Raw genomic sequence first — 21,835 nt, 5'->3', positions numbered from 1 at the left:
CACATAGTGTATCGAACAGGGTGTCCGAGGCACTGCCACTGCGCTGTGTGAGACAATGCCGCTGTGGCGGCCACTCTGGAGTTCCAGGGAACAACCAAAAAGTTTGGCGACCGTCTGGCTCTGGAGCACCTCTCGCTTGCCGTGGAGCCGGGAGAGATTCTCGGGTTCCTTGGGCCGAACGGAGCGGGCAAGACCACAGCCATCCATCTTGCGCTCGGGTTTCTGCGGCCTACCTCAGGCGGCGGGCAGATCCTGGGCAAACCATTCGGTGATACGGCGGCGCGTACGCACATTGGATATCTGCCCGATGTTCCGGCTTACTTTGCTGAGAGTGCGCGCAGCGCCATTGAGCTTGCCGGAAGGCTGAATGGCATGCGAAATCCGCGACTGCGGGAACGTGCGATTGAGCTGGTTGGGCGCGTTGGCCTCAGCTCCGCCGGAAAGGATGCGCGCAAGTTTTCGCGCGGCATGCAACAGAGGCTCGGGTTGGCGCAGGCGCTGGTCAATGAGCCAGAGCTGCTGATTCTCGATGAGCCGACTTCGGCGCTCGATCCGCCGGGAGTTCTGGAAGTGCGCGAGCTGCTGCGCGCGGCACGCGATGAGGGCAGGAGCATCTTCTTCAGCTCTCACCAGCTTTCTGAGGTCGAGCAGATATGTGACCGCATCGCGTTTCTCGACCATGGGAAGCTGTTGCGGCATGGACGTCTGGAGCAGTTTCTTGAGGACAGCGGCCATGCGGAGATCGTTGTGCGTGAGCTGCCTGCCGATGCTTTGCAGCGTTACCGGCAGTATCGCCGCGATCCGGCCAATGGGAACCTGTGTTTTGTGGTGCCTGTGGCGATGCAGCGTGAGCTCATCGAGCATCTATGGGCTGCGGGCGGGGAACTGATCAGTGTTGCTCCGCTGCGCCGCACGCTCGAAGAGTTGTTTGTGGCCTGGAGTAATGGCGCATGAGAAAGGCCTGGATCATTTCTCAGCGGCTGCTGCGGCAGAACCGTCTGCTCTTTCTGCTGCTCATGCTCTGGCCTTACCTCATGGCCGTAATTCTGCTCGCAGGCGGGAAGCCTGATCCTGATGACGTGCTCTGGATGCTGCACCAGGAGTGTTTTGCCGGACTGGCGCTGGTCGCAGTTACCGGAAGCACTTTGCTGGGCAATGAGCAGCGCACGCGGCGCATCATTATGGTGCTGTCTCGGGCGGTAAGCCGTCCCTTGTATCTTTTTGCGCTGCTGATGACAGCCTGGCTGCCGCTGGTGCTCTATGCGAGCGGGTTTCTCTTAAGCGGGGCAGTGCTTGCCCATTCCTCACAGGGTGTGCTGGCGATGGCGCTGTTCGAACTGGTTCTAGGTGTATGGGCGGGTGCGGTCAGTGTCTTCTGGTCGGTGTTGCTGCCGCAGCTGATTGCTTCGATTGTCTCGGTTGCGTGCATTGGGCTTGTTGCGTATCTGGGCACGCTGGGTCTTCCAGGGCCGGGGAGGCTGGTGGACGTTTTATTCGAAGTCGCGATCTCAGGGCGGAATGTGCCGGGGACGGTCTGGTTTGACTGTGCGGCGACCCTGATTGCCGGGGTTGTATGGTTTGCCGCTGCTTCGTGGATTTTCAGCCGACGGGATTTGAATCTTACGGTGGATTAGTGGTACTCGTTTACCAGAGACGCCGAATGCCGAATGAATCCAGCTTAGCGTCGGTGCTTATTACGAGTATATCATCGGCAAGTGCTTGGGCTGCAATCATCCGGTCAAATGGGTCGCGATGATCACTTGGAAGACGGCCCGCACGCAGAGCGTCTTCAGGATTGATCGAGCGAAGGGTATAGCCTGCGTCCTCCATAATGTCGAGGAACTCTTTCTCGAACTGTTCGGCGCCCGGAAGCCGTCCGAGCCGTATTTTCGTGGCAATCTCCCATGCGGAGGCTGCTGATACAAGGATAGTATTTCCTTCTTCTGCTATTGTGTTTGCGGCTTCCTTACTAAGGAAACGAGGGGAGAGCACTGCCCAGATGAGAGTGTGGGTATCGAGCAGTACCTTCACTCTTCTTCTCCACTCCAGAGACGCAATTCTTCCTCAGGCAATGGCTCGAAGAATGCCTCGGTCAGAGTGAAGCCCGGTGTTTCCCTTGCGCCAAGCCGCTTTTTGGCGGCAGGATGGATGGCCTCGATCCGCGCGACCGGCGTCTTGTCTCTGCCGGATGTGATGACCACGACCTCTCCCTTCTGCGCCTTCTTTACCAGCTCGGAAAGGTTGGTCTTTGCCTCGAAGATTGTGGCTTTAATCATGGATCTAATTCTGCTAATCTATATTAGCTAAGATGAGCAGGTTGATGCAATACATTTCCTAGATATCCTCCCTGGGTTTGATTTTGTACGGGGATTATTTGTTTTCAGTGGGTTATGGGAGATACTTCATTACGGAGATCCTTTGTTTTCAACACATCATCTTTTTGATGATTACACTGATCTTTTATTTTAAATAACTTATGCTGATAAAGTTAAAGGGCATGAGCTTCAAGCTCATGCCCTTTTCTATCCCTGACTCTATTTTACCAAATTTACAGATAATTCCTGGCGCTTCGGCAAATGGATGTAAATCATTTTGAATCAATGTGCTGTACCTGAAGTGCCGGGAGCCAGGGGCTTGACAAGGTTTTCTCCTGCCTTATTTCGTCGCCGTGGTTGAGATCTCTGCAGGGGCCAGTGTGCTTGCTCCGGCTTTTGCCAGGGCGAGCATGTGGCCGGGTACGATGCCGAGAATCAGCGTGGCAGCTACAGTGATGATCAGAGCGAGCATCAGCGGCATGGTGGGGCGGGGGATGCTGTCCAGCAGGTCGGTATGGACAGGCTTGGAGTATGCCGAAACCAGAAGCCGCAGGTAGTAGTAGACGGCGATGCCGCTGTTTACCAGGCCGATGATGGCAAGCCAGACGAGTCCTGAATGCAGGGCAGCGGCAAAGACGTAAAACTTGCCGAAGAAGCCCCCGGTGAAGGGAATGCCTATCAGCGAGATGAGGAAAAAGGCCAGTGCGCCCCCGAGCAGCGGCGAGCGGTAGGCGAGTCCGCGGTAGTCCTGAATGAGAGTGAGGCGGTCGCCAAGTCCGCCAGCGTGACTGACGACGGCGAAGATGCCGACGTTCATCGCGGCGTAGGTCATGGCGTAGAAGCTGGCGGCGGCAATACCGTCCGGCGAGAGGGCGGTGAAGGCGACCAGCAGATATCCGGCGTGCGCGATGGAAGAATAGGCCAGCATGCGCTTGACGTTCTGCTGTCTGAGAGCGCCCAGATTGCCGATGGTCATCGAAAGGACAGCCATCCACCAGATGAGCGGCTGCCAGTGGTTATGCAGCACCGGGAAGGCGACGTAGAGAATGCGCAGAAGGACGGCAAAGGCCGCGGCCTTGGGCGCGGTCGACATGAGACCGACAACGGGCGAAGGCGCGCCTTCGTAAACATCCGGCGTCCAAACCTGGAAGGGTGCGGCGGAAACCTTGAACCCGATGCCGATGAGGATCATGGCCAGCCCGATGGTGGCGAGGATGGGCGTCTGGCTCGCGCTCAGCAGATTGGCAATGTCGGAGATGGTCGTGGTTCCGGTGGCTCCGAAGATCAGGGCGATGCCGTAGAGGAAGAATGCGGTGGCAAAGGAGCCGAGCAGGAAATACTTGATGGACGACTCGGGGCCTTTCGCACTTTTGCGGCGGAAGCAGGCCATGATGTAGGTCGAGATCGATGAAATTTCGAGTCCGACAAAGACCAGCAGCAGCTCGACGGCAGAGGTCATGAGCATCATGCCCACGGCGCCGAACGCGACCAGCGCGAAGAATTCGCCGACGCTTTCCGAGTCGCGGTCAATGGTGTCGAGCGAGACCAACAGGGTGGCGAGCACGATGCCCAGGATCAGGATGTGGAAGAAGACGCTGAAGGCATCGGTCTGCACGGTACCGAAATAGGCCGTGCCTGGAGGCAACTGGAGTTGCCAGAGGCTGGCGCCGAGAGCGGCCAGCGTTCCGAGGACAGCGAGCCAGCCGAGCGGCTTGCGGCTTGCGTTTTTCGCGAGCAGCGGCTCGGCGAGCATCACGATGACGCCAGCGATGGTGAGAATCACCTCGGGGAGAATACGAGCGAGTTCGAGACCTGAGTTCATCGTTTCTCCGCTACGCTGTTTGAGATGGCCGGGGCATTGTCAGCCAATCCGGTGACGGCGGTGCTGATGGCGCGAATCCAGTAAGAAGAAGCTACGCCGAGCACCAGCATCAATATAGTTGCCGGGATGAGGGCGACGTACTCGCGCGCAACTACATCCGGTGCGGACTTGCCTGCAACCAGCGTGGATTCCTGTCCGTAGAAGACCTTCTGGATGAGGGTGAGCATGTAGGCGGCGCTGAGAATGACGCCGGTGGTGGCGGCGATGGTCCAGCCGGGATGCACGGCGTAGCTTGAGCTCAAAATCAGAAACTCGCCGACAAATCCGTTGAGGATGGGCAGGCCGACGAGCGAAAGCGAAGTGATGACGTAGAGCGTGGCCATGTGCGGCAACTTTGCGGCCAGCCCGCCGTAGTGGGACATTTCGTATGTCCCGTAGCGCTCGTAAAGAATGCCGAGCAGGATGAGGAAGGCGGCTCCGGAGAGCTCGTGGTTGAGGATCTGAAAGACTGCTCCGTTGAGGCCGACTACGGTGAAGCAGAAGATGCCGAGCGTGACGAAGCTCAGGTGGCCGACGGTGGAGAAGGCGATGAGGCGCTTCATGTCCTGCTGAACGAGAGCGACGAGGGCTCCGTAGATGATGCCGATGACCGCGAGGGCGATCATCAGAGGCGCGATCTGGCGCGATTGTTCAGGGAAGAGTCCGAGGTTAAAGCGGATGATGGAGTAGAGTCCGAGCTTGCCGGCGACGACCATGGCCATGGCGGTTGGCGCTTCCGAGAAGACGTCGGCGAGCCATCCATGCAGCGGGAAGACGGGGACCTTTACAGCAAAGGCTGCGAGGAAGGCGAGCGAAACCCACCACAGGGCCTGCGGCGAGAAGAGCGATGCATTCTGCGTGAGGTATTTCTGCGTCTCGACAAAGTCAAAGGTGCCGGTCTGGGCGTAGAGCCAGAGGAGCGCGACGAGAAGCAGCGCCGAGGGCAGGAAGGTATAGATGAAGAACTTGATGGCTGCCTGCGGGCCGCGATTGCGTCCGAACATGGCGATAAGGATGGCCATGGGGACGAGCGACAGTTCCCAGAAGGCGTAGTAGAGGAACATGTCGAGCGCGACGAAGACGCCGATCATCGCTGTTTGCTGCAGCAGGAAGAGGAAGTAGAATTCCTTGGTGCGGACGGAGATTACGTTCCATGAGGCAAGCACAGCCAGAGGTCCGAGGAAGCCGACGAGGACTACGAGCCACGTGGAGATGCCGTCGATGCCGAGGTGGTAGTGGATGCTGGGGCTCTGAATCCACGGCGCGTTCTGCTCGAACTGGAAGCCCGTCTGCCCGTATTGAAAATGCGCGGGCAAGTGCAGCGTGAGCGCGAAGGTGGCGAGCGTAACCAGCAGTGTGAACCACTGGATCGCCTTTCCGCGCCGCGGCAGGAAAGCAACAACGAAGGCGCCCGCGGTGGGCACGAACGTTATCAGCGACAAGATGGAATCGTTTAGCACGAATTACGTTCCTTGAAAGAGAAATGCCTCAAGGCAATCCCTCAGCGGCTAAAGCCGCGCTGATTTTATATTCCTTACGGCACGGCTGAAGCCGTGCCCCTTCAAAACAATTACTTTGTTCAACGGCCTCTAAAAAGGCCGGTATTTCCTATAACCCAGCACTTCACTTAAATGAGAAGTGCATACCAAATCCAAAATATGTCAGCAGCAACAGTGCCGCTGCTCCTATGGCAAGCCAGCCTGCGTATGAGCGGATGTTGCCTGACTGGACGCGCTGCACGATGGAGCCGATGCCCTGCGCAGAGTAGCCGATGGCAAGACTTCCACCGGTGATGATGCCGGTGTCGAGCAATCCTTTGAGCGCATAGCGCGAAAGGAAGAGCAGAGGCGTTACCACGAGCTTTCCGTAGAGCTCGTCGATCCAATACTTATTCAGCAGCAGCGAGTAGATGCCATGCAGCTTTGCGACGAGCTGCTTCGGGAGCTCCGGCTTCATGAAGTAGAGCAAGTGCGCGAAGAACCAGCCGATGGCGGCGACGGCTACGGAAACGACAGCCAGCAGGAGTTCAAGAGACCTGCCGCTTTCCGCAGCTTCTGTCGCAGGCTGCGTGGCCGGAGCGAGAAAGTGTCCAATGGCGTTGTTTCCGCCGAGCGCTTCCGGAATGCCGACCCATCCGCCGACGAGAGAGAGGACTGCGAGGATCACGAGAGGCGCGAGCATGACCCAGGGGCTCTCGTGCACGCCATGCCCGTGGCCGCCGTGTCCATGATCGTCGTGAGCGGTTTCCTGAGCGCGGCTCTCGCCGAAGAAGGTCAGGTACCACAGGCGGAACATATAGAAGGATGTCAATCCCGCGGTGACGAGTCCGATAAACCAGAGGAGCTTGCCCAGGCTGTTAGGCGAGATGAAGGCCTGGTAGAGAATCTCGTCCTTACTGAAGAAGCCCGCGAAGGGCGGGAAGCCGGAGATGGCGAAGACCGCTGCAGTCATGGTCCAGAAAGTGACGGGAATTTTTTTGCGCAGGCCGCCCATGACGCGCATGTCCTGCTCGCCGCTGAGGGCGTGAATAACGGAGCCGGCGGAGAGGAAGAGCAGCGCTTTGAAGAAGGCGTGCGTGAGCAGGTGGAAGATGCCGGACGAGTATGCCGCGACGCCACAGGCCAGGAACATGTATCCGAGCTGCGAGACGGTGGAGTAGGCGAGCACGCGCTTGATGTCGGTCTGAACGAGTCCGATGGTTGCGGCGAAGATCGCGGTCGCTGCGCCGATGACGGCAACTGTGCTGAGCGCGAAAGGCGAGCGGTCAAAGATGACATGCGCGCGCGCGACCATGTAGACGCCGGCTGTAACCATGGTGGCTGCGTGAATCAGAGCGGAGACGGGTGTCGGGCCTTCCATGGCGTCGGGCAGCCAGACGTAGAGCGGGATCTGCGCTGATTTGCCGGTCGCTCCGAGTACGAGGAAGAGCGCGATGGCGGTGAGGAATCCGCCCTGCCATTCGGGATGCAGAGTGATTTGCGAGAAGATTCCAGCGAAGCTCAGCGTGCCAAAGTGCGCGATGAGAAGGAACATCGCGATGAGGAAGCCGAAGTCGCCGATGCGGTTGACGACGAAGGCTTTCCTGCCGGCGTTGGCGGCGGAATCTTTGGTGAAGTAGTAGCCGATGAGCAGGTAGGACGCGAGGCCGACGCCTTCCCATCCGACAAACATCAGGAGGAAGTTTTCGGCGAGCACCAGCGTCAGCATGAAAAACATGAAGAGGTTGAGATAGGCAAAGAAGCGCCAGTATCCGTCTTCTCCGGCCATGTATCCGGCTGAGTAGATGTGGATGAGGAAGCCGACGCCAGTGACGACGAGCAGCATGAGGAGCGTGAGCTGGTCGAGCGAGAAGGCGAAGTCGGCGTGGAAGCTTCCGGCTCCTATCCATGTGCCGAGGTTTTCAGAATAGGGAAGGGCAAGCGACTTGAAGCCCGCGGCGATGGTCAGGACCTGAAGGAAGGGAATGAGCGTGGCAATCCAGGCGACAGCCGTCACCAATGCTTTGGGGAAGCGGCGGCCTAGCAGACCGTTCACCAGAAATCCAGCGAAGGGGACGAGCGGAATCAGCCAGAGATGCAGGGAACTGGTCATAGTTTCATCAAATCCACTTGGTCAACGTTAAGGGTGCTGCGAGTGCGGAAGATGGCGATGATGATGGCGAGGCCGACTGCGGCTTCGGCTGCGGCCACGACCATGACGAAGAAGACGAAGATCTGTCCGCTGACGTGGCGCCACTGATGCGCGAAGGCGACGAAGGTCAGGTTGACGGCGTTGAGCATCAGCTCGATCGACATGAAGATGGTGATGATGTTGCGCTTCACCAGAAATGCGGCGACGCCGATGGAGAAGAGAATCGCGCTCAGGACGAGGTACCAGGAGATCGGGACCATTTTTCTTTAGTTCCCCTTTCTCGCGAGCGCGACAGCGCCCAGGATAGCTACCAAGATCAGCACCGAAGTGACTTCAAATGGCAGGAGCAGATCGCGGAAGAGGACACGGCTGAGGTCGTGTGTGGTGACCAGGTATTCGCCGAGTCGCGCTGAGCCGAGATTGCCGCCCTGCTGGATGAAGATGTAGGCCAGCACGCTGAGGATCGCAGCTGCTCCAGGAAAGCCGACAATGTAGGCGGCCTTGCTACCGTGGGTGCGCTCTTCGCTGCCGGCATTCAAAAGCATGATGACGAAAGTGAAGAGCACCATGATGGCGCCGGAGTAGACGATGACCTGCGCTGCGGCCAGGAACTCAGCTCCAAGGAGCAGATACAGCACGGCGAGTGAGGTCATGACCACGATGAGCGACAACGCGCTGTTGATGGGATGGCGCTGCAAGAGGAGATTCAGCGCTCCTGCAACACACAGCCCTCCGAAGATGAAAAAAAGAACTAAATGCATGTGTTTTTTTATGCCGGGGCCAAGCCCCTTTTATTTTGCCGCAGTTTTCACGCGAAATCCGCTACGTTCCCTCAGGGGCTAAAGCCCCGCTTCATTCGCACTTTGCGGCACGGCTAAAGCCGTGCCCTTACAAAACTTAATTAAAAACCTTTTCAGACTACGCGCGAAAAGCCAGCCAGAGGCTTGTCGCAATGATATTGGCAATCGCTACGGGCAGCAGAAACTTCCAGCCGAAGCCCATGAGCTGGTCATAACGGAAGCGAGGCAGTGTGCCGCGCACCCAAACGTAAAGAAACAGGAAAAAGAATACCTTAACTACAAACCAGAAGACCGGCAGCAGCGCCTGGACGACGGGTCCGCCCCACGCGGGGAAGAGATTGCCGAAGGGGCTCGACCATCCGCCGAAGAAAAGCAGCGTGGCCACGCAACTTACAGTGATCATGTTGGCGTATTCAGCCATGAAGAACATGGCGAACTTCATCGAGCTGTATTCGGTGTGATAGCCGGCAGTGAGCTCGCTTTCCGCTTCAGGAAGATCGAAGGGCGCGCGGTTGGTTTCCGCGTAGGCTGCCATCAGATAAATAAAGAAAGCGACGAACTGCAGACCGCCGAAGACGTTCCACGAGAGAAGGCCATGTGTTGCCTGGATATCAACGATATCGCGCAGGCGCAGCGAACCGGCGCGGAGAACGACGCCGACGAGGGAGAGTCCAAGCGCAAGCTCGTAGCTGATGAGCTGGGCGCTGGCGCGCAGTGCGCCGAGCAATGAGTATTTGCTGTTCGAGGACCAGCCGGAGAGCGCGATACCGTAGACGCCGATGGAGGTGATGCCGAGGATGACCAGCAGACCGATATTCAGATCGGCGATCTGGAAGAGGTCGACACCTTTGACGTAAATTTCTTTGCCGAAGGGAACAACACCAATGGAGATCAGCGCACAGGTGAGGGCAATGAGCGGCGCGAGAATGTAGAGCGGCTTATAGACATTGGTCGGCATCAGGTCTTCCTTGAGGAAGAGCTTGAGGCCGTCCGCCAATGGCTGCAGCATACCGAAGGGGCCGACGCGGCTGGGTCCCCAGCGGTTCTGGATGCGGCCGACAACTTTGCGCTCCAGCAATACCGTATATGCGACTGCTGTCAGCAGGATCACCGTGACCACGGCGACCTTCAGCACGCTTAACAGCAGAAAAATCCAGATACTTGCTTCCATCAGGCCTTCCAAGAATCGTTGAACCGGGGCTGAAGCCCATAGGTTCTCTGCCTTTGTTCACCGGGCTAAAGCCCGGTGCTTCTACCGAACCTCAGCGGCTAAAGCCGCCTGAATTCTCTTTCTGCGAGGGCTAAAGCCCTCGCCTACCACTTTGAACGTTCTTGCTATCTAATATCTAATCGGCTGCGGTTTCTACCGGCTTTGGCGTTGTGTGTGATTCGATAACCGACTTCAGCATGTCGCTGTAACGGCCCAGCGTTCCTGACGTAAAGAGCGTGTCTTCAGCGGGCAGAACCAGGTCACGGCGCTGCGGAGCAGGTTCAATCTGCACCAGCTCTGACTTTTCATGCTGATCGCTGCCGGCAATCAGCTCCAGACGCGAGATATTGTAGGCCGGAACGAGCCGCTGAATCTCATCGAGAGTTGCAAAGGGATCGAACGGGCTCAGCTTCGGTTCAAGATGATTCGCTGCCAGCCATACTGCGTGGCGGTCTGCTTCGCCGGACTGCGCTCCGCGCGACTGGCCCATATCGGCGAAGACGCCCCGTCCGAAGGGAACAAGCTTTTTCGGATCAGCTCCCATGCGGTCGGCCAGACGCACGATCAGTTCGAAGTCTGCGCGGACTCCAGCTTTGTCGGCAGCCTTCTTGACCAGCTGAATGTCTCCGTAAGTATTGGTGACGGTTCCTGCCTTCTCATAAAGGTTGGCAGCCGGGAAGACCACGTCGGCCAGCTGGGCAGTTTCGGTCAGGAACATATCCTGCACGACAAGGAAGGTGTTCTTGAGCGCTGCCGGATCGACTCCGTAACGCGCGACTGGGTTGGAGCCGACGACGTAAAGGGCTGCGAGGTTGCCACCCTGCGCGGCGTCGAACATCTGGAGCAGGTCGAGGCCTGCGGCCTGGGGCAGAGCCGCGCCGTATTCTTCGGTGAAGTGCGCTGCTCCGGTGACGGGAACGTAGCCCGGCAGGTAATCGGGCAGGAGGCCCATGTCCGCTGCGCCGCATGAGTTGGCATAGTCGCCCAGCAGAGCAAACTTCGTGTTCGGCAGGGTGAGGCCAAAGTCTACAAGGGCCTGAATGTCGCGTCCGCGGTACTCGGAGCCGAAGACGATGATGAGCGACTCTTCCTTGCGGATGGCGTCGCGGAAGGCGGCGGTCTGTTCGTTTGCGGCGATAGCCGAGTCGTTTCCTGCCAGATATTGAACCAGGGAGGCGTAGCCATCCTGCGGAATCTCGAGGAATGCTTTTGCCTGACGGCGCAGCTTGATCTCAGCGTGATTGGCGATGTAGACGCGCGCGCGGTTCAGGCGGACGTTGGTACGCAGGTTCCATGCGAGCGCCGGATGCTGCTCGGTAGGATCGTTGCCGAGGAGCAGAATGGCCGGAGCCTTTTCGGTATCGCGCAGGGATGCCGTGCGGCCGGGCTTGCCGGCGAGCGCCGCGGCGAAGGAAACATAGTCTGCAGTGCGGTGGTGATCAATATTGTTTGTGCCGAGCACAGAGCGCGCGAACTTCTGCAGCAGGTAGGATTCTTCGTTTGTGGTGCGGTTCGAGCCGATGACGCCGATCGACTGGCCGCCGCGCTGCTCGCGGACCTCATGCAGCTTCTTCGCGGCGAAATCAATGGCGTGGTCCCAGCTCACTTCGGCGAACTTGCCATCGGGCTGGCGGACGAGCGGTTTCGTCAGGCGGTCGGCGCGGTTGGCGAAGTCGAAGGCGTAGCGGCCCTTGATGCAGAGGAAGTCGCCGTTGATGCCGCTCTTGTCGCGATTGTCGCCGCGAACGATCTCCATGCCGTCATTGACGCGGCGCACGCCGAGCGTGGTCTTGCAGCCATCGCCGCAGTGCGTGCAGACGGTGGCGACGTGGTTCATCTCCCACGGACGGGTCTTGTAGCGGTAGGTGCCGGAAGTGAGCGCGCCGACGGGGCAGAGGTCGATGCACATGCCGCACTGCTCGCAGTTCAGGTGATCCTGGCTGTTGGGAGCAATGACGGCGCTGACGCCGCGGTTCTGGATGCCGAGGGCCCAGACGTCCATGCCTTCGCCGCAGACGCGGACGCAGCGGTAACAGAGGATGCAGCGCGGACGGTCGAAGAAGACGACCGGCGACCACTGCTGCTCTTCGCGGTGCTGCTTGATCTCGACGTATTTCGATTCGGCAGCGCCGTACTTGAAGGTCATGTCCTGGAGCTCGCACTCGCCGCCGGCATCGCATACGGGGCAGTCAAGCGGATGGTTGCCGAGGAGCAGTTCGATGGTCGCTTTGCGCGCCTGCTTGATCTCGTCGGTCTCGGTCTGGACGACCATGCCTTCGGCGACGGTAGTGGTGCAGGCCGTCTGCAGCTTGGGCATTTTTTCAATGCGCACGACGCACATGCGGCAGGCCGCCTGCAGCGAGAGCCCGGGGTAGTAGCAGAAGGCGGGGATTTCAATGCCCGCCGCCTTGCAGGCATCAATCAGCAGCGTCCCGGCGGGCGCGGTCAGCTTCTTGCCATCGACTGTGAACGTTACGTCAGCCATTTATATGCCTATTCTTCATGAGCGCTTATAGTTAAGCGGAAAGAGGGATATCAACTTCTTCAGCAACGGAAGATGGCTCCGGAACTACTTCCCCGTGTTCACGCATTACGTGAATGTGCGCTTCAATCCCTTCCCTTATAAGGCGCTTTGTTTCTTCCATCGTTTTTCCTACGACTCCCAAGCCAGGCAGGTCTGGTACATAAGCGCCATAGCCTGTCGATGATTTTTCGTAAATCACTAAATATTTCATTTCTGCTTCAGTCCTGCTTGCTTCAACATGCTGTTGAGAGTGCCTTTGGGAATGTCATCATTTGCCTGCCCTGCTACGGTTACTGTTCCCGGTTTTACAGGATGATGAAAGTGCTTATGGCTACCTGTTGTTCTGACGTGTACCCAGCCATCTTTCTCGATCATACGTATAAAGTCCCGATACTTCACGCACTCACTAGCTCTTCGTGCTTTGCGTATGGGCAGGGCTTGCCGTTCAGGTGGTCTTCAAACTCCTGACGGTACTTCTTGATGAATCCAATAGTCGGCATGGCTGCTGCGTCGCCGAGCGGGCAGAAGGTGCGGCCCAGCATGTTTTCGGCGAGGTAGCGGATGTTGTCGAGATCCTTGTCGACTCCGCCGCCGGCGTGCACGCGGCCGATGGTCTTCTTGAGCCAGTCCGTGCCTTCGCGGCAGGGGATGCACCAGCCGCAGCTCTCATGCTGATAGAAAGCGATGGTGCGCAGGGCAAATTCGACGATGCAGGTCTGGTCGTCGATGACTACGATACCGCCCGAGCCGAGCATAGTTCCTGCCTTGCCCATCTGGTCGAAGTCGAGGCCTACGTCGATCTCTTCGGGTGTCAGGACCGGGGTTGAAGATCCGCCGGGGACAACTGCCTTGAGGCCGTGCCCACCGCGAACACCTCCGGCGACTTCGTAAATTGCCTTCTTGAGGTTGTAGCCCATCGGCAGCTCGTAAACACCGGGGCGCTCGACGTGTCCGCTGATTCCGAAGAGGCGCGTTCCGCCGTTGCGCTCCGAGCCGATCTTGGCATAAGGCTCGCCGCCCATGAGCAGAATATGGGGCACACTGGCGATGGTCTCAGCGTTGTTGATGACCGTCGGGCCGCCGTAGAGTCCGACGACGGCGGGGAAGGGCGGCTTGATGCGTGGCACTCCACGCTTGCCTTCGAGCGACTCCATGAGCGCCGATTCTTCGCCTACTTCGTAAGCGCCTGCGCCGGTCTGGGTGACTACGTCGAAGTCGATGCCCTTACCGAAGATATTCTTGCCGAGAAAGCCTTTGGCGTAGGCATCCGCGACAGCCTTCTCCATGATCTTGAGCAAATAGCGGTACTCGCCGCGCAGGTAGATGAAGCCCATCTTGGCGCCGATGGCGAGTCCGGCAATGATGGTACCTTCAATGACTGCATGAGGATCGTGGAGAAAGATCAAGTGATCCTTGCAGGTTCCCGGCTCGCTCTCGTCGCCGTTGACAAGGACATACTTGGGCCGCTCGGATTGCTTGGGAACGAAGGACCACTTCATTCCGGTAGGGAAGCCAGCGCCACCTCGCCCGCGAAGACCGCTGGCCTTCATTTCGGCGATGATCCAGTCCGTGCCTTTTTCAATGGCAAACTGTGTGGCCTTGTAACCGTCGAGCTCAAGATATTTGTCGATGTTTTCCGCGCCCTGTCCAAAGCGGCGGGAGATGACTCTGACTTCATCGGGGTGGGAGACGAGCCTTGGCATGCTTACCTGGTCTCCTTTCCACGGCCTGCTTTGTAGTCTTCGATGACCTGGTCCATTTTTTCCGGAGTCAGCTCGTCATAGAAGTCGTAGTTGACCTGCACGGCCGGGGCCCAGCAACAGGCGCCGATACATTCGACTTCTTCGAGAGAGAACTGGCCGTCGGAGGTGACTTCCTTGTGGCCGATGCCGAGCTTCTTTTTGCAGTGGTCGAGGAGTTCGTATCCGCCGCGCAGCATGCAGGAGATGTTGGTGCAGACCTGCACGTTGTACTTGCCTGCGGGTTTGGTGCGCAGCATGGAGTAGTAGCTGAGCACGTTGCGCACATCGAGTTCGGTGATGCCGAGGCGCCGGGCGATCTCCGCTACGACTTCGTCGGAGATGTATCCGACCTCATCTTGCGCATAAAGCAGCATGGGAATCAGCGCGGAGCGCCGCACCGGATAGAGCGTCACCAGGCGGTCGAAGCGTGCCGCGAGTTCCGGTGAAAAAATGGTTGCAGGAGTGCTCATCTAAACCCTCAAAACTTCTCTTGGCGTTACCTTCGCCTTATTCTTCGTCAAAAACCTTGGCCGTAAAAGCTTCCGCGGCAATCTCGAGTTCCACTGCGCCGCGCCGGTCACTGAAGTTCACAGTGCTGTCGGCGATGAAATTGAATCCGCCTTTATCGAGCAGCCGTTCCGGGCCGGGATCATCCTCATACAGGCCCCACTCGCCTTTGCCGGAGAGCGGATCGAAGTCAATGGCAAGAATCTTCTTCTCTGTGCGGACTGTCAACCGCCCTTCCGCGCCTTCGTCCACTAATACATGGCCAACCGGCCTGCCCAGATCATGCGCTGCTACATACGAGCGCACCAGTGAAACAAAAGAAATCCAAAGCTCCTGGAAAAGCCGTTGATCGGACACTGCTTCCGTCACCGGTCAATCTCCCCCAGCACGATATCGATGGAGCCGATCACTGCGACTACGTCGGCGATCAGGCGGCCTGCGCACATGGTCTGCAGAGCCTGCAGCGTTGCGAACGACGGATTGCGCATGTGCACGCGGTATGGTTTGGCTGTGCCGTCGCTGACGACGTAATAGCCCATCTCGCCGCGCGGCGATTCGACGCCCTGGTAGACCTGGCCCGCGGGAACCGTGAAGCCCTCGGTCACAATCTTGAAGTGGTAGATGAGCGACTCCATCTGGGTCTTCATCTTCTCGCGGTCGGGCAGGACGACTTTGGGAGCGTCGGCGGTGATGCGTCCTTCGGGCATTCCGGCGAGCGCCTGATTGATGATCTTGACCGACTCGCGCATTTCCTGGATGCGAACTACATAGCGCGCCCACACGTCGCAGTCATTCGAGACAGGGACGTTGAACTGGAACTTTTCGTAGCTCGAATAGGGCATGTCGCGCCGCAGGTCCCAGTCGACGCCGGAAGCGCGAAGCGGCGGTCCGGTCACGCCCAGGGCAATCGCGTCTTCGGCGCTCAGATGGCCTACACCCTTGAGGCGATTGAAGAAGATCGGATTTCCAGTGAGGAGGTTCTCGTACTCGTCGATCTTCTCCGGCATGACTTTCATGAGCTTGCGCACACGATCAAAGAAATCGAGCGGCGGCTCGAGCGCGAGTCCGCCTACGCGGAAGTAGGAGGTCATCATGCGCTGGCCGGAGACGTGCTCGAAGATGCGCAGTATCTCTTCGCGTTCGCGGAAGCAGTAAAGGAAGACGGTGAGCGCGCCGATGTCCATGGCGTGCGTGCCCAGCCATACGAGATGCGAATTGAGGCGCGTCAGCTCATTCAGGAGCACGCGCATCCACTGCGCGCGGTCGGGAATTTCAAGCTGGAGCAGTTTTTCGACCGCCAGGCAGTAGGTCAGGTTGTTGGTCATCGGACAGAGATAGTCGATGCGGTCGGTCATCGGAACCACCTGCTGGTAGAACTTGGCCTCGCAGGTTTTCTCGATGCCGGTGTGCAGGTAACCAATGTCGGGGACGACCTTGAGGACGGTCTCGCCGTCAATCTCGATTACGAGGCGGAGGACGCCGTGGGTCGAGGGGTGCTGCGGGCCCATGTTGAGGACCATGGTGCGGTCCTTGGAGCCTTCCTCGGGGCGCGCTTTGATCAGCGTTGTGGTTTCGACGAATTGCGCGAGTTCAGGGGCTTTCGGCATCAGCGGTAGCCCTCCACAGGGTAGTCCTTGCGTAGCGGGTGGCCGTCCCACTCTTCCGGCATCATGATACGGCGCAGCTCGGGGTGTCCGTGGAAACGGATGCCGAAGAGGTCCCACACCTCGCGCTCGTAGTAATTGGCTGAAGGCCAGACGGGAGTGATGCTGTCGATGGTGGGATCCATGCTTTCGACCGGAGAGATGAGCCGGACGCGCTCTTTGAGCGAATGAGACAGGATGTGATAAGTCACCTGAAAGCGCGGCTCGCCGGGATACCAGTCGACGCAGGTCACATCTTCAAGGAAATTGTATCCGGCTTGCTTGACGGCCTGACAGGCGCCGCGAATCTGGTCGCGGGCGATGGTGATGGTCAGTTCCTTGCGGTCGTATGCGGCGTCAAGAACAGCTTCCGCGTTCCACGCCAGAAGTGAAGGGAGCGCGCGGTTTTCCGGCAGGGCCGCAAGCACGGCATCTTTCCCTAGAACAGCTGAGTCCATTCGATCCTTACTTTGCAGCTAAAGAAAAAGTTCCGTTAACCGACGGTCGAACAGGCTAGAGATCGCCTTTATCCGCAGACCAGTCGAGAATGCCTTTTTTCCAGATATAGAAGAAGCCGACCAGCACGAAGCCAAGATATACCAGCATCTCCCAGAAGCCAAAGAGGCGCGAGCCCGAAATCTGCGGCAGCTCGCGATAGATGACTGCCCACGGCAGCATGAAGACTGCTTCCACATCGAAGAGGATGAAGAGCATGGCTACCATGTAGAAGCCTACGGAGAAGCGTCCGCGGGCATCGCCTTCCACTGGAACGCCACACTCATACGCATCGAGCTTGGCCTTGGTGTTGCGGCGGCGGCCGATGAGCCACGACGCAGACACCATGCCGACTGCCAGAGCCGACGCGGCCAGAATCTGTAGAAGCAGCGGCAGATAGTTCCAGTAGTAGTGTGTGCCTTGCATCGAAAAGCCTCTCTTCTGAGAGTAGTTTCTGATTGCTACAGTCGTCAAGGAACGGAGTGCATTTCCTTAAATTCTGATCCCTTGAATTCCCATCACTGTGTGATTCGGAATTCATTCTGGAATCACTGCACCAAAACGAAACAGAAGCCATCGCGGATTGGCATTTCTCTGAAGTGCGAACCTTGGAATGCCGATAGAGTGCCCTGAGGGAAGGGAAATACTATGAGCACTCTCGGGCATCCTCTTCGTTCTTTACGGCAGGCAACTGTACGGAGTATCGACGACGTCCCGTTTCCCAAGGAGACAAGGGCAGAGCGGTCCGCTGCGCCTGCTGACGACGGGCTTGGATGTATGCGCGGACTTGCCTTTGTTGTGCTGGGCTATCTGGTTCTGGGATTAGTGGGCCTGGGTGCGTGGGGGCTTTGGCATTTGTTCAGATAATATTTGTAACCAAACCTACTAGTAGGTAGTCTCATGGATGTATGAGCGGTGACACTGCGGAACGGATCATGGATGTAGCCCATCGATTGCTGGTGGAACGAGGATTCTCCGCCTTCAGTTATGCCGACATCGCGGAAGCGATTCAGATTCGGAAAGCGAGCATCCATCACCACTTTCCGACAAAGACAGCGCTTGTCGTTGCGGTATTGGAGCGACATAGGCTTCGCATGCAGGAGGCTTATACCGCATTAGACGAGCACGTCTCCATCCCCATAGATCGGTTGAAGAAGTATGTCGACTATTGGGAAGCCTGCATCCGCAGCATGACGGAGCCGTTTTGCATTGCGGCTCTGCTCGGCGCTGAACTGCCAAGCCTGCCTGAGGAAGTTCAGGCCGAGGTGGGGAAACACTTCACCTGCCTCCGTCAATGGATTGAAAAAACATTGAAGGACGGTGTGAAGCAGAAGTTGATCAAGCTCCAGGGAACCGCAGAGGTAGAAGCGGAGTTACTCATGGCCGCAGTCCATGGTGCGATGATCTCCGCGCGGGTAAACAGTTCAAGCATTCTATTCAAGCAGATTACCGCCAATGTAATGCGACGGCTTCTGACCAGATAGCAGATACGGATGAGTTCCAGGCTGGATGTCTCGCATAGTTTTCTTTTCGCAATTTACCTACCAACTAGAAGATAGGAGATCGACATGACGACTCAAACCTTGCAGGCAGCACGAAGCCTGCGCAACCTCTACTTCACTCGCACCATCGTTCAGATGATTTGGGCAGTTGCTGTGATTGGCACCGCCGTGAAGAATCCAACTCTCGGCGCCAGCCTTCTGATTTTGTACCCTCTTTGGGACGTCGCTTGCACTCTGTATGACTTGAAAACCTCTACAGAATCAGGCTCTACAAAGACGCAATATGTGAACGCGATAGTGGGAACAGTAACGGCTGTAGGAATCGGGCTTACCGGATATTCCCATCCCCAATATGCGGTAGTGATTTTCGGCGGCTGGGCGCTTGTCGCCGGGCTACTTCAACTTGCAGTGGGCATCCTGCGCAGGCAGCGCCTGGGCGGTCAGTGGGCGATGATTCTGAGTGGTGCGCAGTCTACAGCCGCAGGCGTAGGCTTTGTGCTCGGCGGATTGAGTGGCAAGTTTCACATCAAGGATCTGGGCGGATACGCCGTGTTCGGCGCCATATATTTTCTGATCGGCGGCATCTTGCTAAGCCGCAAACGTGCTTCTTTCCAGACAGCGACCCGTAGTTGAGCAGTTCGCGCCCGTGGATGAATCAATAAGGCAAAGTCCAGGTCCCGACAAGCCAGCTTCCCGGGCGCAATTGTCGAATCAATGAGTGACTTGGCGATTTATCATCAATTGAGAATGGTCAAGATGCACAGAATGACACATGAGCTACGCTATAGATGATCGATTGCTCATCAAGCGATCGCTTGTCCGCCGGTTAATCGATTTGCAATTTCCGCAATGGCGCGATCTTGCCCTGCAGTCAGTCCAAATGAATGGGTGGGACAACGTCACTTATCGGCTCGGCGATCAGATGAAAGTCAGATTCCCAACAGCAGACCGATATGCTCCGCAAGTCCAAAAAGAACATCGCTGGCTTCCGTACCTGGCGGCCTCTCTAAAGGTACAGGTTCCAGTTCCTGTCGCAGTTGGAAGACCCACCGATGACTACCCGTTCCCGTGGGCCATCGAGACCTGGATCAATGGTGAAGTAGCTTCGTCTGAAAATGTCCCGGATCTAAAGTCTTTTGCCGCCGAGTTAGCGGAGTTTCTGCTTTCGCTGCAACGAATCTCCACCGATGCAGGTCCTCTTCCAGGCAAAGACAACTTTTTTCGAGGCGGTTCGCTGCAGGTGTACGATTCAGAAACTCGCGAATGCGTAGAGCAACTGAAGAATGAACTGGACGGAGGGACCGCGAGAGCTGTGTGGGAAGCTGCTATGATGTCTCCCTTCGACGCAGCTGGCTGTTGGATTCATGGTGATTTTGCGCCGAGCAATTTGCTGGTTGCCAACGGGCATTTAAAAGCCGTGATTGACTTCGGATGCAGTGCAGTTGGTGATCCAGCTTGTGACTTGGTTATCGCCTGGACATTCTTTGAAGGCGAGAGCCGTGATGTCTTCCGTTCAACGATCGGCGCGACTCACGACATGTGGGTTCGGGCCCGTGGTTGGGCGCTTTGGAAATCTGTCCTGCAATTGTCCGTACTAACAGGCCGACGACGCGGAAGCCAAGGTGTTCGCGTCAAACTACATCGCATAATCGATGACCTCTTATCCGAATACAGACAAGAGAATAAAGTCTCGTAGCTAAATACCGAAGGCGCTGTAAGCCTCTACTGTTGTCTTCAGGGCGATGTACTTATCGAAGATGACAAATCTCATAGTCCACAAAGGCATGTTGAAGGAGTACGAACCTGTTTTTCGGGCACGCTCCTGCTACTCTCGAATCATGCAGCTCGTTATTAATGGCCAGCAGAAGGATTTCCCTGAGCTTGCTGGCGATGCAAAAATCTCTGACCTTATCATGCAACTCGGCCTGAAAATTGATCGTGTCGCCATTGAGCAGAACGGCGAAATCGTTCCCCGCTCAACGTGGGAGTCGGCGGCGCTCCGGTCAGGCGACAAGCTTGAAATTGTGCACTTCGTGGGCGGCGGACTCTCTTAAGACGCGGGACAGCTTTTGTTCTGAACAAGTAATTAAACTTCGCGGCGGCCTTCGAGTGCGCGGGACATCGTTACTTCATCGGCGTATTCGATATCGCTGCCGGCGGGAACTCCTGTGGCAATGCGGGTGACGCGCACATGGGTGGGGTGGAGAATGTCCGCCAGATAACCAGCCGTGGCTTCGCCTTCGACGGTGGGTGAGGTGGCGAGGATGACTTCATCGACATCGCCGCTCCGGACACGGGAGAGGAGATTGCCTGTACGCAGATGCTCCGGGCCTACGCCGTGCAGCGGAGAGAGCGTGCCATGCAGCACATGATAGACGCCGTTGTAGCTGCGCGTTTTTTCGACGGTAGCGATGTTGGTCGGCTCCTCAACGACGCATACCAGCCGCTGATTGCGCGTGGGGCTTGAGCAGTACACGCACGGATCCACATCGGTAATGTTGTTGCAGATGGAGCAAAGCTGCAACTTGGCCTTCAGGTTGCGGATGGCGTCGGCGAGCGCTTCCGCATCTGTGTTGTCTGAGCGCAGGATGTGAAATGCCAGGCGTTGCGCATTCTTTGAGCCGATTCCGGGGAGTTTGCGCAGCTCCTCGATGAGCTGCGCCATAGGTTCTGCAAATCGTGACAAATCAATACCTCAGTGTTTCCCGCACGGGGACACGCGCCTTGCGTCGCCAATACTTATTTAACTATGCCTTTTCTATTGGAACCTGGATCTCCGTCACATATGTTTCATTGTCCTGAGTTACGGGCATCGATATCTCAAGATACAGCTCGCGAAATGTTCCAGCCACGCGGTAATGGTTCGCTTCCACCCAGCGCAGAATATTCTGGTATGCCTCCGGCAGACGCTGGAATGATCCATGATGCATATAGCTCGCCACGGTGGCGCCGGGAAGCTGATACATCTGCGCCGTTCCATGCGCGGCGAGAGGCTGCTTCAGGAAAAAGCCCGCCTCGCCATCCACATCTTTTTCCTTGAAATCGGGATCATGCCAGATGGCTACGGACAATCCCAGCTCTGCGGGATTACCCACCTGACTGACAACCCTGGGGTAGAGGGCACCGATTGCCGGATAGTTAGCGATCACTTCGCGGACGGACACGACCCACTGTGGGGAAGTTTCCTTGATGACGACATCTGCGCTCATGACTGACTCCTGTTCAATGAATTTAATCAGTGTCTCCAATCGAGTGAGCCGGTCCTGTTCTTCGCGCACCCGGCTTTCCTGCTCTGCACGACGCAGCATGACCATGCCGCGCAATTCCTGCACAGAAAGATCAGTTTCGAGCGCTTTGCCGATCTGCTCCAGCGAGAATCCAAGGTCCTTCAACGCCAGGATTCTGTGCAGGCGCGGCAATTGCCGGGCCGAGTAGTAGCGATATCCGGTCCAGTTGTCGACATGCGCGGGCTTCAGGAGCCCGGTCTCGTCGTAATACCGGAGCGTCTTGACCGAAATGCGCGTAAGTGCGGAAAACTCACCGATCTTGAACACGAGTCAGTTGTAAGGTCTCCAGCTACTGGAGAGTCAATGGGAAACCTTAGAA

General features: G+C 57.4%; 26 protein-coding genes. 7 read left to right on the top strand and 19 right to left on the bottom strand.

All coding sequences use genetic code 11. The features are described 5' to 3' along the window. Positions 1-63 precede the first annotated feature (63 nt). Both AC5S16_RS03320 and AC5S16_RS03315 read left to right on the top strand, forming a co-directional pair. Positions 64-954: an ABC transporter ATP-binding protein gene (locus tag AC5S16_RS03320; RefSeq protein WP_493928585.1), complete on the top strand. Its 891-nt coding sequence runs from the start codon at positions 64-66 to the stop codon at positions 952-954. Next, positions 951-1,634 carry a hypothetical protein gene (locus AC5S16_RS03315; protein WP_493928584.1) on the top strand — a complete coding sequence of 228 codons (684 nt, stop codon included), beginning with the start codon at positions 951-953 and terminating at the stop codon, positions 1,632-1,634. Before AC5S16_RS03320 ends, AC5S16_RS03315 begins: the two co-directional genes overlap by 4 nt. Before the next feature lie 10 nt (positions 1,635-1,644). Here the strand turns inward: AC5S16_RS03315 and AC5S16_RS03310 are convergent, their stop codons facing one another. The 17 genes from AC5S16_RS03310 to AC5S16_RS03230 form a co-directional block, all read right to left on the bottom strand. Then, positions 1,645-2,031, bottom strand: a complete 387-nt coding sequence (locus AC5S16_RS03310; protein WP_493928583.1) for a type II toxin-antitoxin system VapC family toxin — start codon at positions 2,029-2,031, stop codon at positions 1,645-1,647. Further along, entirely contained in the window at positions 2,028-2,276 is a 249-nt protein-coding gene (locus tag AC5S16_RS03305) for a type II toxin-antitoxin system Phd/YefM family antitoxin (RefSeq protein ID WP_493928582.1), read from the bottom strand. Before AC5S16_RS03305 ends, AC5S16_RS03310 begins: the two co-directional genes overlap by 4 nt. Positions 2,277-2,655: 379 nt before the next feature. Beyond that, positions 2,656-4,137 (bottom strand): NADH-quinone oxidoreductase subunit N, encoded by a 1,482-nt coding sequence (locus AC5S16_RS03300; protein WP_493928581.1) that lies wholly within the window; start codon positions 4,135-4,137, stop codon positions 2,656-2,658. Next, positions 4,134-5,636, bottom strand: coding sequence for a complex I subunit 4 family protein (locus tag AC5S16_RS03295; protein WP_493928580.1), 1,503 nt, complete (start codon positions 5,634-5,636; stop codon positions 4,134-4,136). Before AC5S16_RS03295 ends, AC5S16_RS03300 begins: the two co-directional genes overlap by 4 nt. Positions 5,637-5,799: 163 nt before the next feature. After that, positions 5,800-7,767, bottom strand: coding sequence for an NADH-quinone oxidoreductase subunit L (nuoL, locus tag AC5S16_RS03290; RefSeq protein ID WP_493928579.1), 1,968 nt, complete (start codon positions 7,765-7,767; stop codon positions 5,800-5,802). After that, positions 7,764-8,066 (bottom strand): NADH-quinone oxidoreductase subunit NuoK, encoded by a 303-nt coding sequence (nuoK, locus tag AC5S16_RS03285; protein WP_493928578.1) that lies wholly within the window; start codon positions 8,064-8,066, stop codon positions 7,764-7,766. Before nuoK ends, nuoL begins: the two co-directional genes overlap by 4 nt. 6 nt (positions 8,067-8,072) lie before the next feature. Then, positions 8,073-8,567: an NADH-quinone oxidoreductase subunit J family protein gene (locus tag AC5S16_RS03280; protein ID WP_493928577.1), complete on the bottom strand. Its 495-nt coding sequence runs from the start codon at positions 8,565-8,567 to the stop codon at positions 8,073-8,075. A 157-nt stretch (positions 8,568-8,724) separates the two neighbouring features. Continuing rightward, positions 8,725-9,777, bottom strand: coding sequence for an NADH-quinone oxidoreductase subunit NuoH (gene nuoH / locus AC5S16_RS03275; RefSeq protein ID WP_493928576.1), 1,053 nt, complete (start codon positions 9,775-9,777; stop codon positions 8,725-8,727). Positions 9,778-9,952: 175 nt separating this feature from the next. Continuing rightward, positions 9,953-12,301, bottom strand: coding sequence for an NADH-quinone oxidoreductase subunit NuoG (gene nuoG, locus AC5S16_RS03270; RefSeq protein ID WP_493928575.1), 2,349 nt, complete (start codon positions 12,299-12,301; stop codon positions 9,953-9,955). Between the two features lie 31 nt (positions 12,302-12,332). Beyond that, positions 12,333-12,551, bottom strand: a complete 219-nt coding sequence (locus tag AC5S16_RS03265; RefSeq protein ID WP_493928574.1) for a type II toxin-antitoxin system HicB family antitoxin — start codon at positions 12,549-12,551, stop codon at positions 12,333-12,335. Further along, complete coding sequence (locus AC5S16_RS03260) at positions 12,548-12,739, bottom strand: type II toxin-antitoxin system HicA family toxin (protein ID WP_493928573.1); 192 nt, start codon at positions 12,737-12,739, stop codon at positions 12,548-12,550. Before AC5S16_RS03260 ends, AC5S16_RS03265 begins: the two co-directional genes overlap by 4 nt. Further along, on the bottom strand, positions 12,736-14,043 hold the full coding sequence (nuoF, locus tag AC5S16_RS03255; RefSeq protein WP_493928572.1) for an NADH-quinone oxidoreductase subunit NuoF: 1,308 nt from the start codon (positions 14,041-14,043) through the stop codon (positions 12,736-12,738). Before nuoF ends, AC5S16_RS03260 begins: the two co-directional genes overlap by 4 nt. A 2-nt stretch (positions 14,044-14,045) precedes the next feature. Next, the gene (locus AC5S16_RS03250) at positions 14,046-14,552 is read right to left on the bottom strand and encodes an NADH-quinone oxidoreductase subunit NuoE family protein (protein WP_493928571.1); all 507 of its coding nucleotides are present in this window, start codon (positions 14,550-14,552) and stop codon (positions 14,046-14,048) included. 37 nt (positions 14,553-14,589) lie between these two features. After that, a complete protein-coding gene (locus AC5S16_RS03245) occupies positions 14,590-14,958 on the bottom strand; it encodes a hypothetical protein (RefSeq protein ID WP_493928570.1) in 369 nt (122 codons plus the stop codon). Further along, entirely contained in the window at positions 14,955-16,109 is a 1,155-nt protein-coding gene (gene nuoD / locus AC5S16_RS03240) for an NADH dehydrogenase (quinone) subunit D (RefSeq protein WP_493928646.1), read from the bottom strand. Before nuoD ends, AC5S16_RS03245 begins: the two co-directional genes overlap by 4 nt. A gap of 86 nt (positions 16,110-16,195) precedes the next feature. Then, complete coding sequence (locus tag AC5S16_RS03235) at positions 16,196-16,690, bottom strand: NADH-quinone oxidoreductase subunit C (protein WP_493928569.1); 495 nt, start codon at positions 16,688-16,690, stop codon at positions 16,196-16,198. 55 nt (positions 16,691-16,745) lie between these two features. Beyond that, positions 16,746-17,153 carry an NADH-quinone oxidoreductase subunit A gene (locus tag AC5S16_RS03230; RefSeq protein ID WP_493928568.1) on the bottom strand — a complete coding sequence of 136 codons (408 nt, stop codon included), beginning with the start codon at positions 17,151-17,153 and terminating at the stop codon, positions 16,746-16,748. Between the two features lie 222 nt (positions 17,154-17,375). Here AC5S16_RS03230 and AC5S16_RS03225 point away from each other — a divergent pair, with 222 nt between their 5' ends. The 5 genes from AC5S16_RS03225 (at position 17,376) to thiS (ending at position 20,283) form a co-directional block, all read left to right on the top strand. Then, a complete protein-coding gene (locus AC5S16_RS03225; RefSeq protein ID WP_493928567.1) occupies positions 17,376-17,594 on the top strand; it encodes a hypothetical protein in 219 nt (72 codons plus the stop codon). 41 nt (positions 17,595-17,635) lie between these two features. Next, on the top strand, positions 17,636-18,211 hold the full coding sequence (locus AC5S16_RS03220; RefSeq protein WP_493928566.1) for a TetR/AcrR family transcriptional regulator: 576 nt from the start codon (positions 17,636-17,638) through the stop codon (positions 18,209-18,211). Positions 18,212-18,295: 84 nt separating this feature from the next. Then, positions 18,296-18,862, top strand: a complete 567-nt coding sequence (locus AC5S16_RS03215) for a hypothetical protein (RefSeq protein ID WP_493928565.1) — start codon at positions 18,296-18,298, stop codon at positions 18,860-18,862. A gap of 139 nt (positions 18,863-19,001) precedes the next feature. Next, positions 19,002-19,925: an aminoglycoside phosphotransferase family protein gene (locus AC5S16_RS03210; protein ID WP_493928564.1), complete on the top strand. Its 924-nt coding sequence runs from the start codon at positions 19,002-19,004 to the stop codon at positions 19,923-19,925. A gap of 142 nt (positions 19,926-20,067) precedes the next feature. Further along, positions 20,068-20,283: a sulfur carrier protein ThiS gene (gene thiS / locus AC5S16_RS03205; protein WP_493928563.1), complete on the top strand. Its 216-nt coding sequence runs from the start codon at positions 20,068-20,070 to the stop codon at positions 20,281-20,283. Between the two features lie 32 nt (positions 20,284-20,315). On the opposite strand, the gene recR is transcribed toward thiS, so the two are convergent. Further along, the gene (gene recR / locus AC5S16_RS03200; protein ID WP_493928562.1) at positions 20,316-20,894 is read right to left on the bottom strand and encodes a recombination mediator RecR; all 579 of its coding nucleotides are present in this window, start codon (positions 20,892-20,894) and stop codon (positions 20,316-20,318) included. A gap of 82 nt (positions 20,895-20,976) precedes the next feature. Beyond that, complete coding sequence (locus tag AC5S16_RS03195; protein ID WP_493928561.1) at positions 20,977-21,783, bottom strand: MerR family transcriptional regulator; 807 nt, start codon at positions 21,781-21,783, stop codon at positions 20,977-20,979. Between the last annotated feature and the right edge of the window lie 52 nt (positions 21,784-21,835).

This window comes from Acidobacterium sp. FHG110202_01 (assembly GCF_059115305.1).
This window is presented reverse-complemented; position numbering and strand designations above follow the sequence as displayed.

Bases quoted from the DNA above. Each gene is read 5' to 3' on its own strand.
- AC5S16_RS03265 (WP_493928574.1), bottom strand. From the start codon at position 12,551: ATGAAATATTTAGTGATTTACGAAAAATCATCGACAGGCTATGGCGCT.
- AC5S16_RS03225 (WP_493928567.1), top strand. From the start codon at position 17,376: ATGAGCACTCTCGGGCATCCTCTTCGTTCTTTACGGCAGGCAACTGTA.
- AC5S16_RS03305 (WP_493928582.1), bottom strand. From the start codon at position 2,276: ATGATTAAAGCCACAATCTTCGAGGCAAAGACCAACCTTTCCGAGCTG.
- thiS (WP_493928563.1), top strand. From the start codon at position 20,068: ATGCAGCTCGTTATTAATGGCCAGCAGAAGGATTTCCCTGAGCTTGCT.
- AC5S16_RS03235 (WP_493928569.1), bottom strand. From the start codon at position 16,690: ATGGACTCAGCTGTTCTAGGGAAAGATGCCGTGCTTGCGGCCCTGCCG.
- recR (WP_493928562.1), bottom strand. From the start codon at position 20,894: ATGGCGCAGCTCATCGAGGAGCTGCGCAAACTCCCCGGAATCGGCTCA.
- AC5S16_RS03315 (WP_493928584.1), top strand. From the start codon at position 951: ATGAGAAAGGCCTGGATCATTTCTCAGCGGCTGCTGCGGCAGAACCGT.
- AC5S16_RS03210 (WP_493928564.1), top strand. From the start codon at position 19,002: ATGAGCTACGCTATAGATGATCGATTGCTCATCAAGCGATCGCTTGTC.
- AC5S16_RS03215 (WP_493928565.1), top strand. From the start codon at position 18,296: ATGACGACTCAAACCTTGCAGGCAGCACGAAGCCTGCGCAACCTCTAC.
- nuoF (WP_493928572.1), bottom strand. From the start codon at position 14,043: ATGCCAAGGCTCGTCTCCCACCCCGATGAAGTCAGAGTCATCTCCCGC.
- AC5S16_RS03230 (WP_493928568.1), bottom strand. From the start codon at position 17,153: ATGCAAGGCACACACTACTACTGGAACTATCTGCCGCTGCTTCTACAG.
- nuoL (WP_493928579.1), bottom strand. From the start codon at position 7,767: ATGACCAGTTCCCTGCATCTCTGGCTGATTCCGCTCGTCCCCTTCGCT.
- nuoK (WP_493928578.1), bottom strand. From the start codon at position 8,066: ATGGTCCCGATCTCCTGGTACCTCGTCCTGAGCGCGATTCTCTTCTCC.
- nuoH (WP_493928576.1), bottom strand. From the start codon at position 9,777: ATGGAAGCAAGTATCTGGATTTTTCTGCTGTTAAGCGTGCTGAAGGTC.
- AC5S16_RS03220 (WP_493928566.1), top strand. From the start codon at position 17,636: ATGAGCGGTGACACTGCGGAACGGATCATGGATGTAGCCCATCGATTG.
- AC5S16_RS03250 (WP_493928571.1), bottom strand. From the start codon at position 14,552: ATGAGCACTCCTGCAACCATTTTTTCACCGGAACTCGCGGCACGCTTC.
- AC5S16_RS03280 (WP_493928577.1), bottom strand. From the start codon at position 8,567: ATGCATTTAGTTCTTTTTTTCATCTTCGGAGGGCTGTGTGTTGCAGGA.
- nuoD (WP_493928646.1), bottom strand. From the start codon at position 16,109: ATGGTCCTCAACATGGGCCCGCAGCACCCCTCGACCCACGGCGTCCTC.
- nuoG (WP_493928575.1), bottom strand. From the start codon at position 12,301: ATGGCTGACGTAACGTTCACAGTCGATGGCAAGAAGCTGACCGCGCCC.
- AC5S16_RS03300 (WP_493928581.1), bottom strand. From the start codon at position 4,137: ATGAACTCAGGTCTCGAACTCGCTCGTATTCTCCCCGAGGTGATTCTC.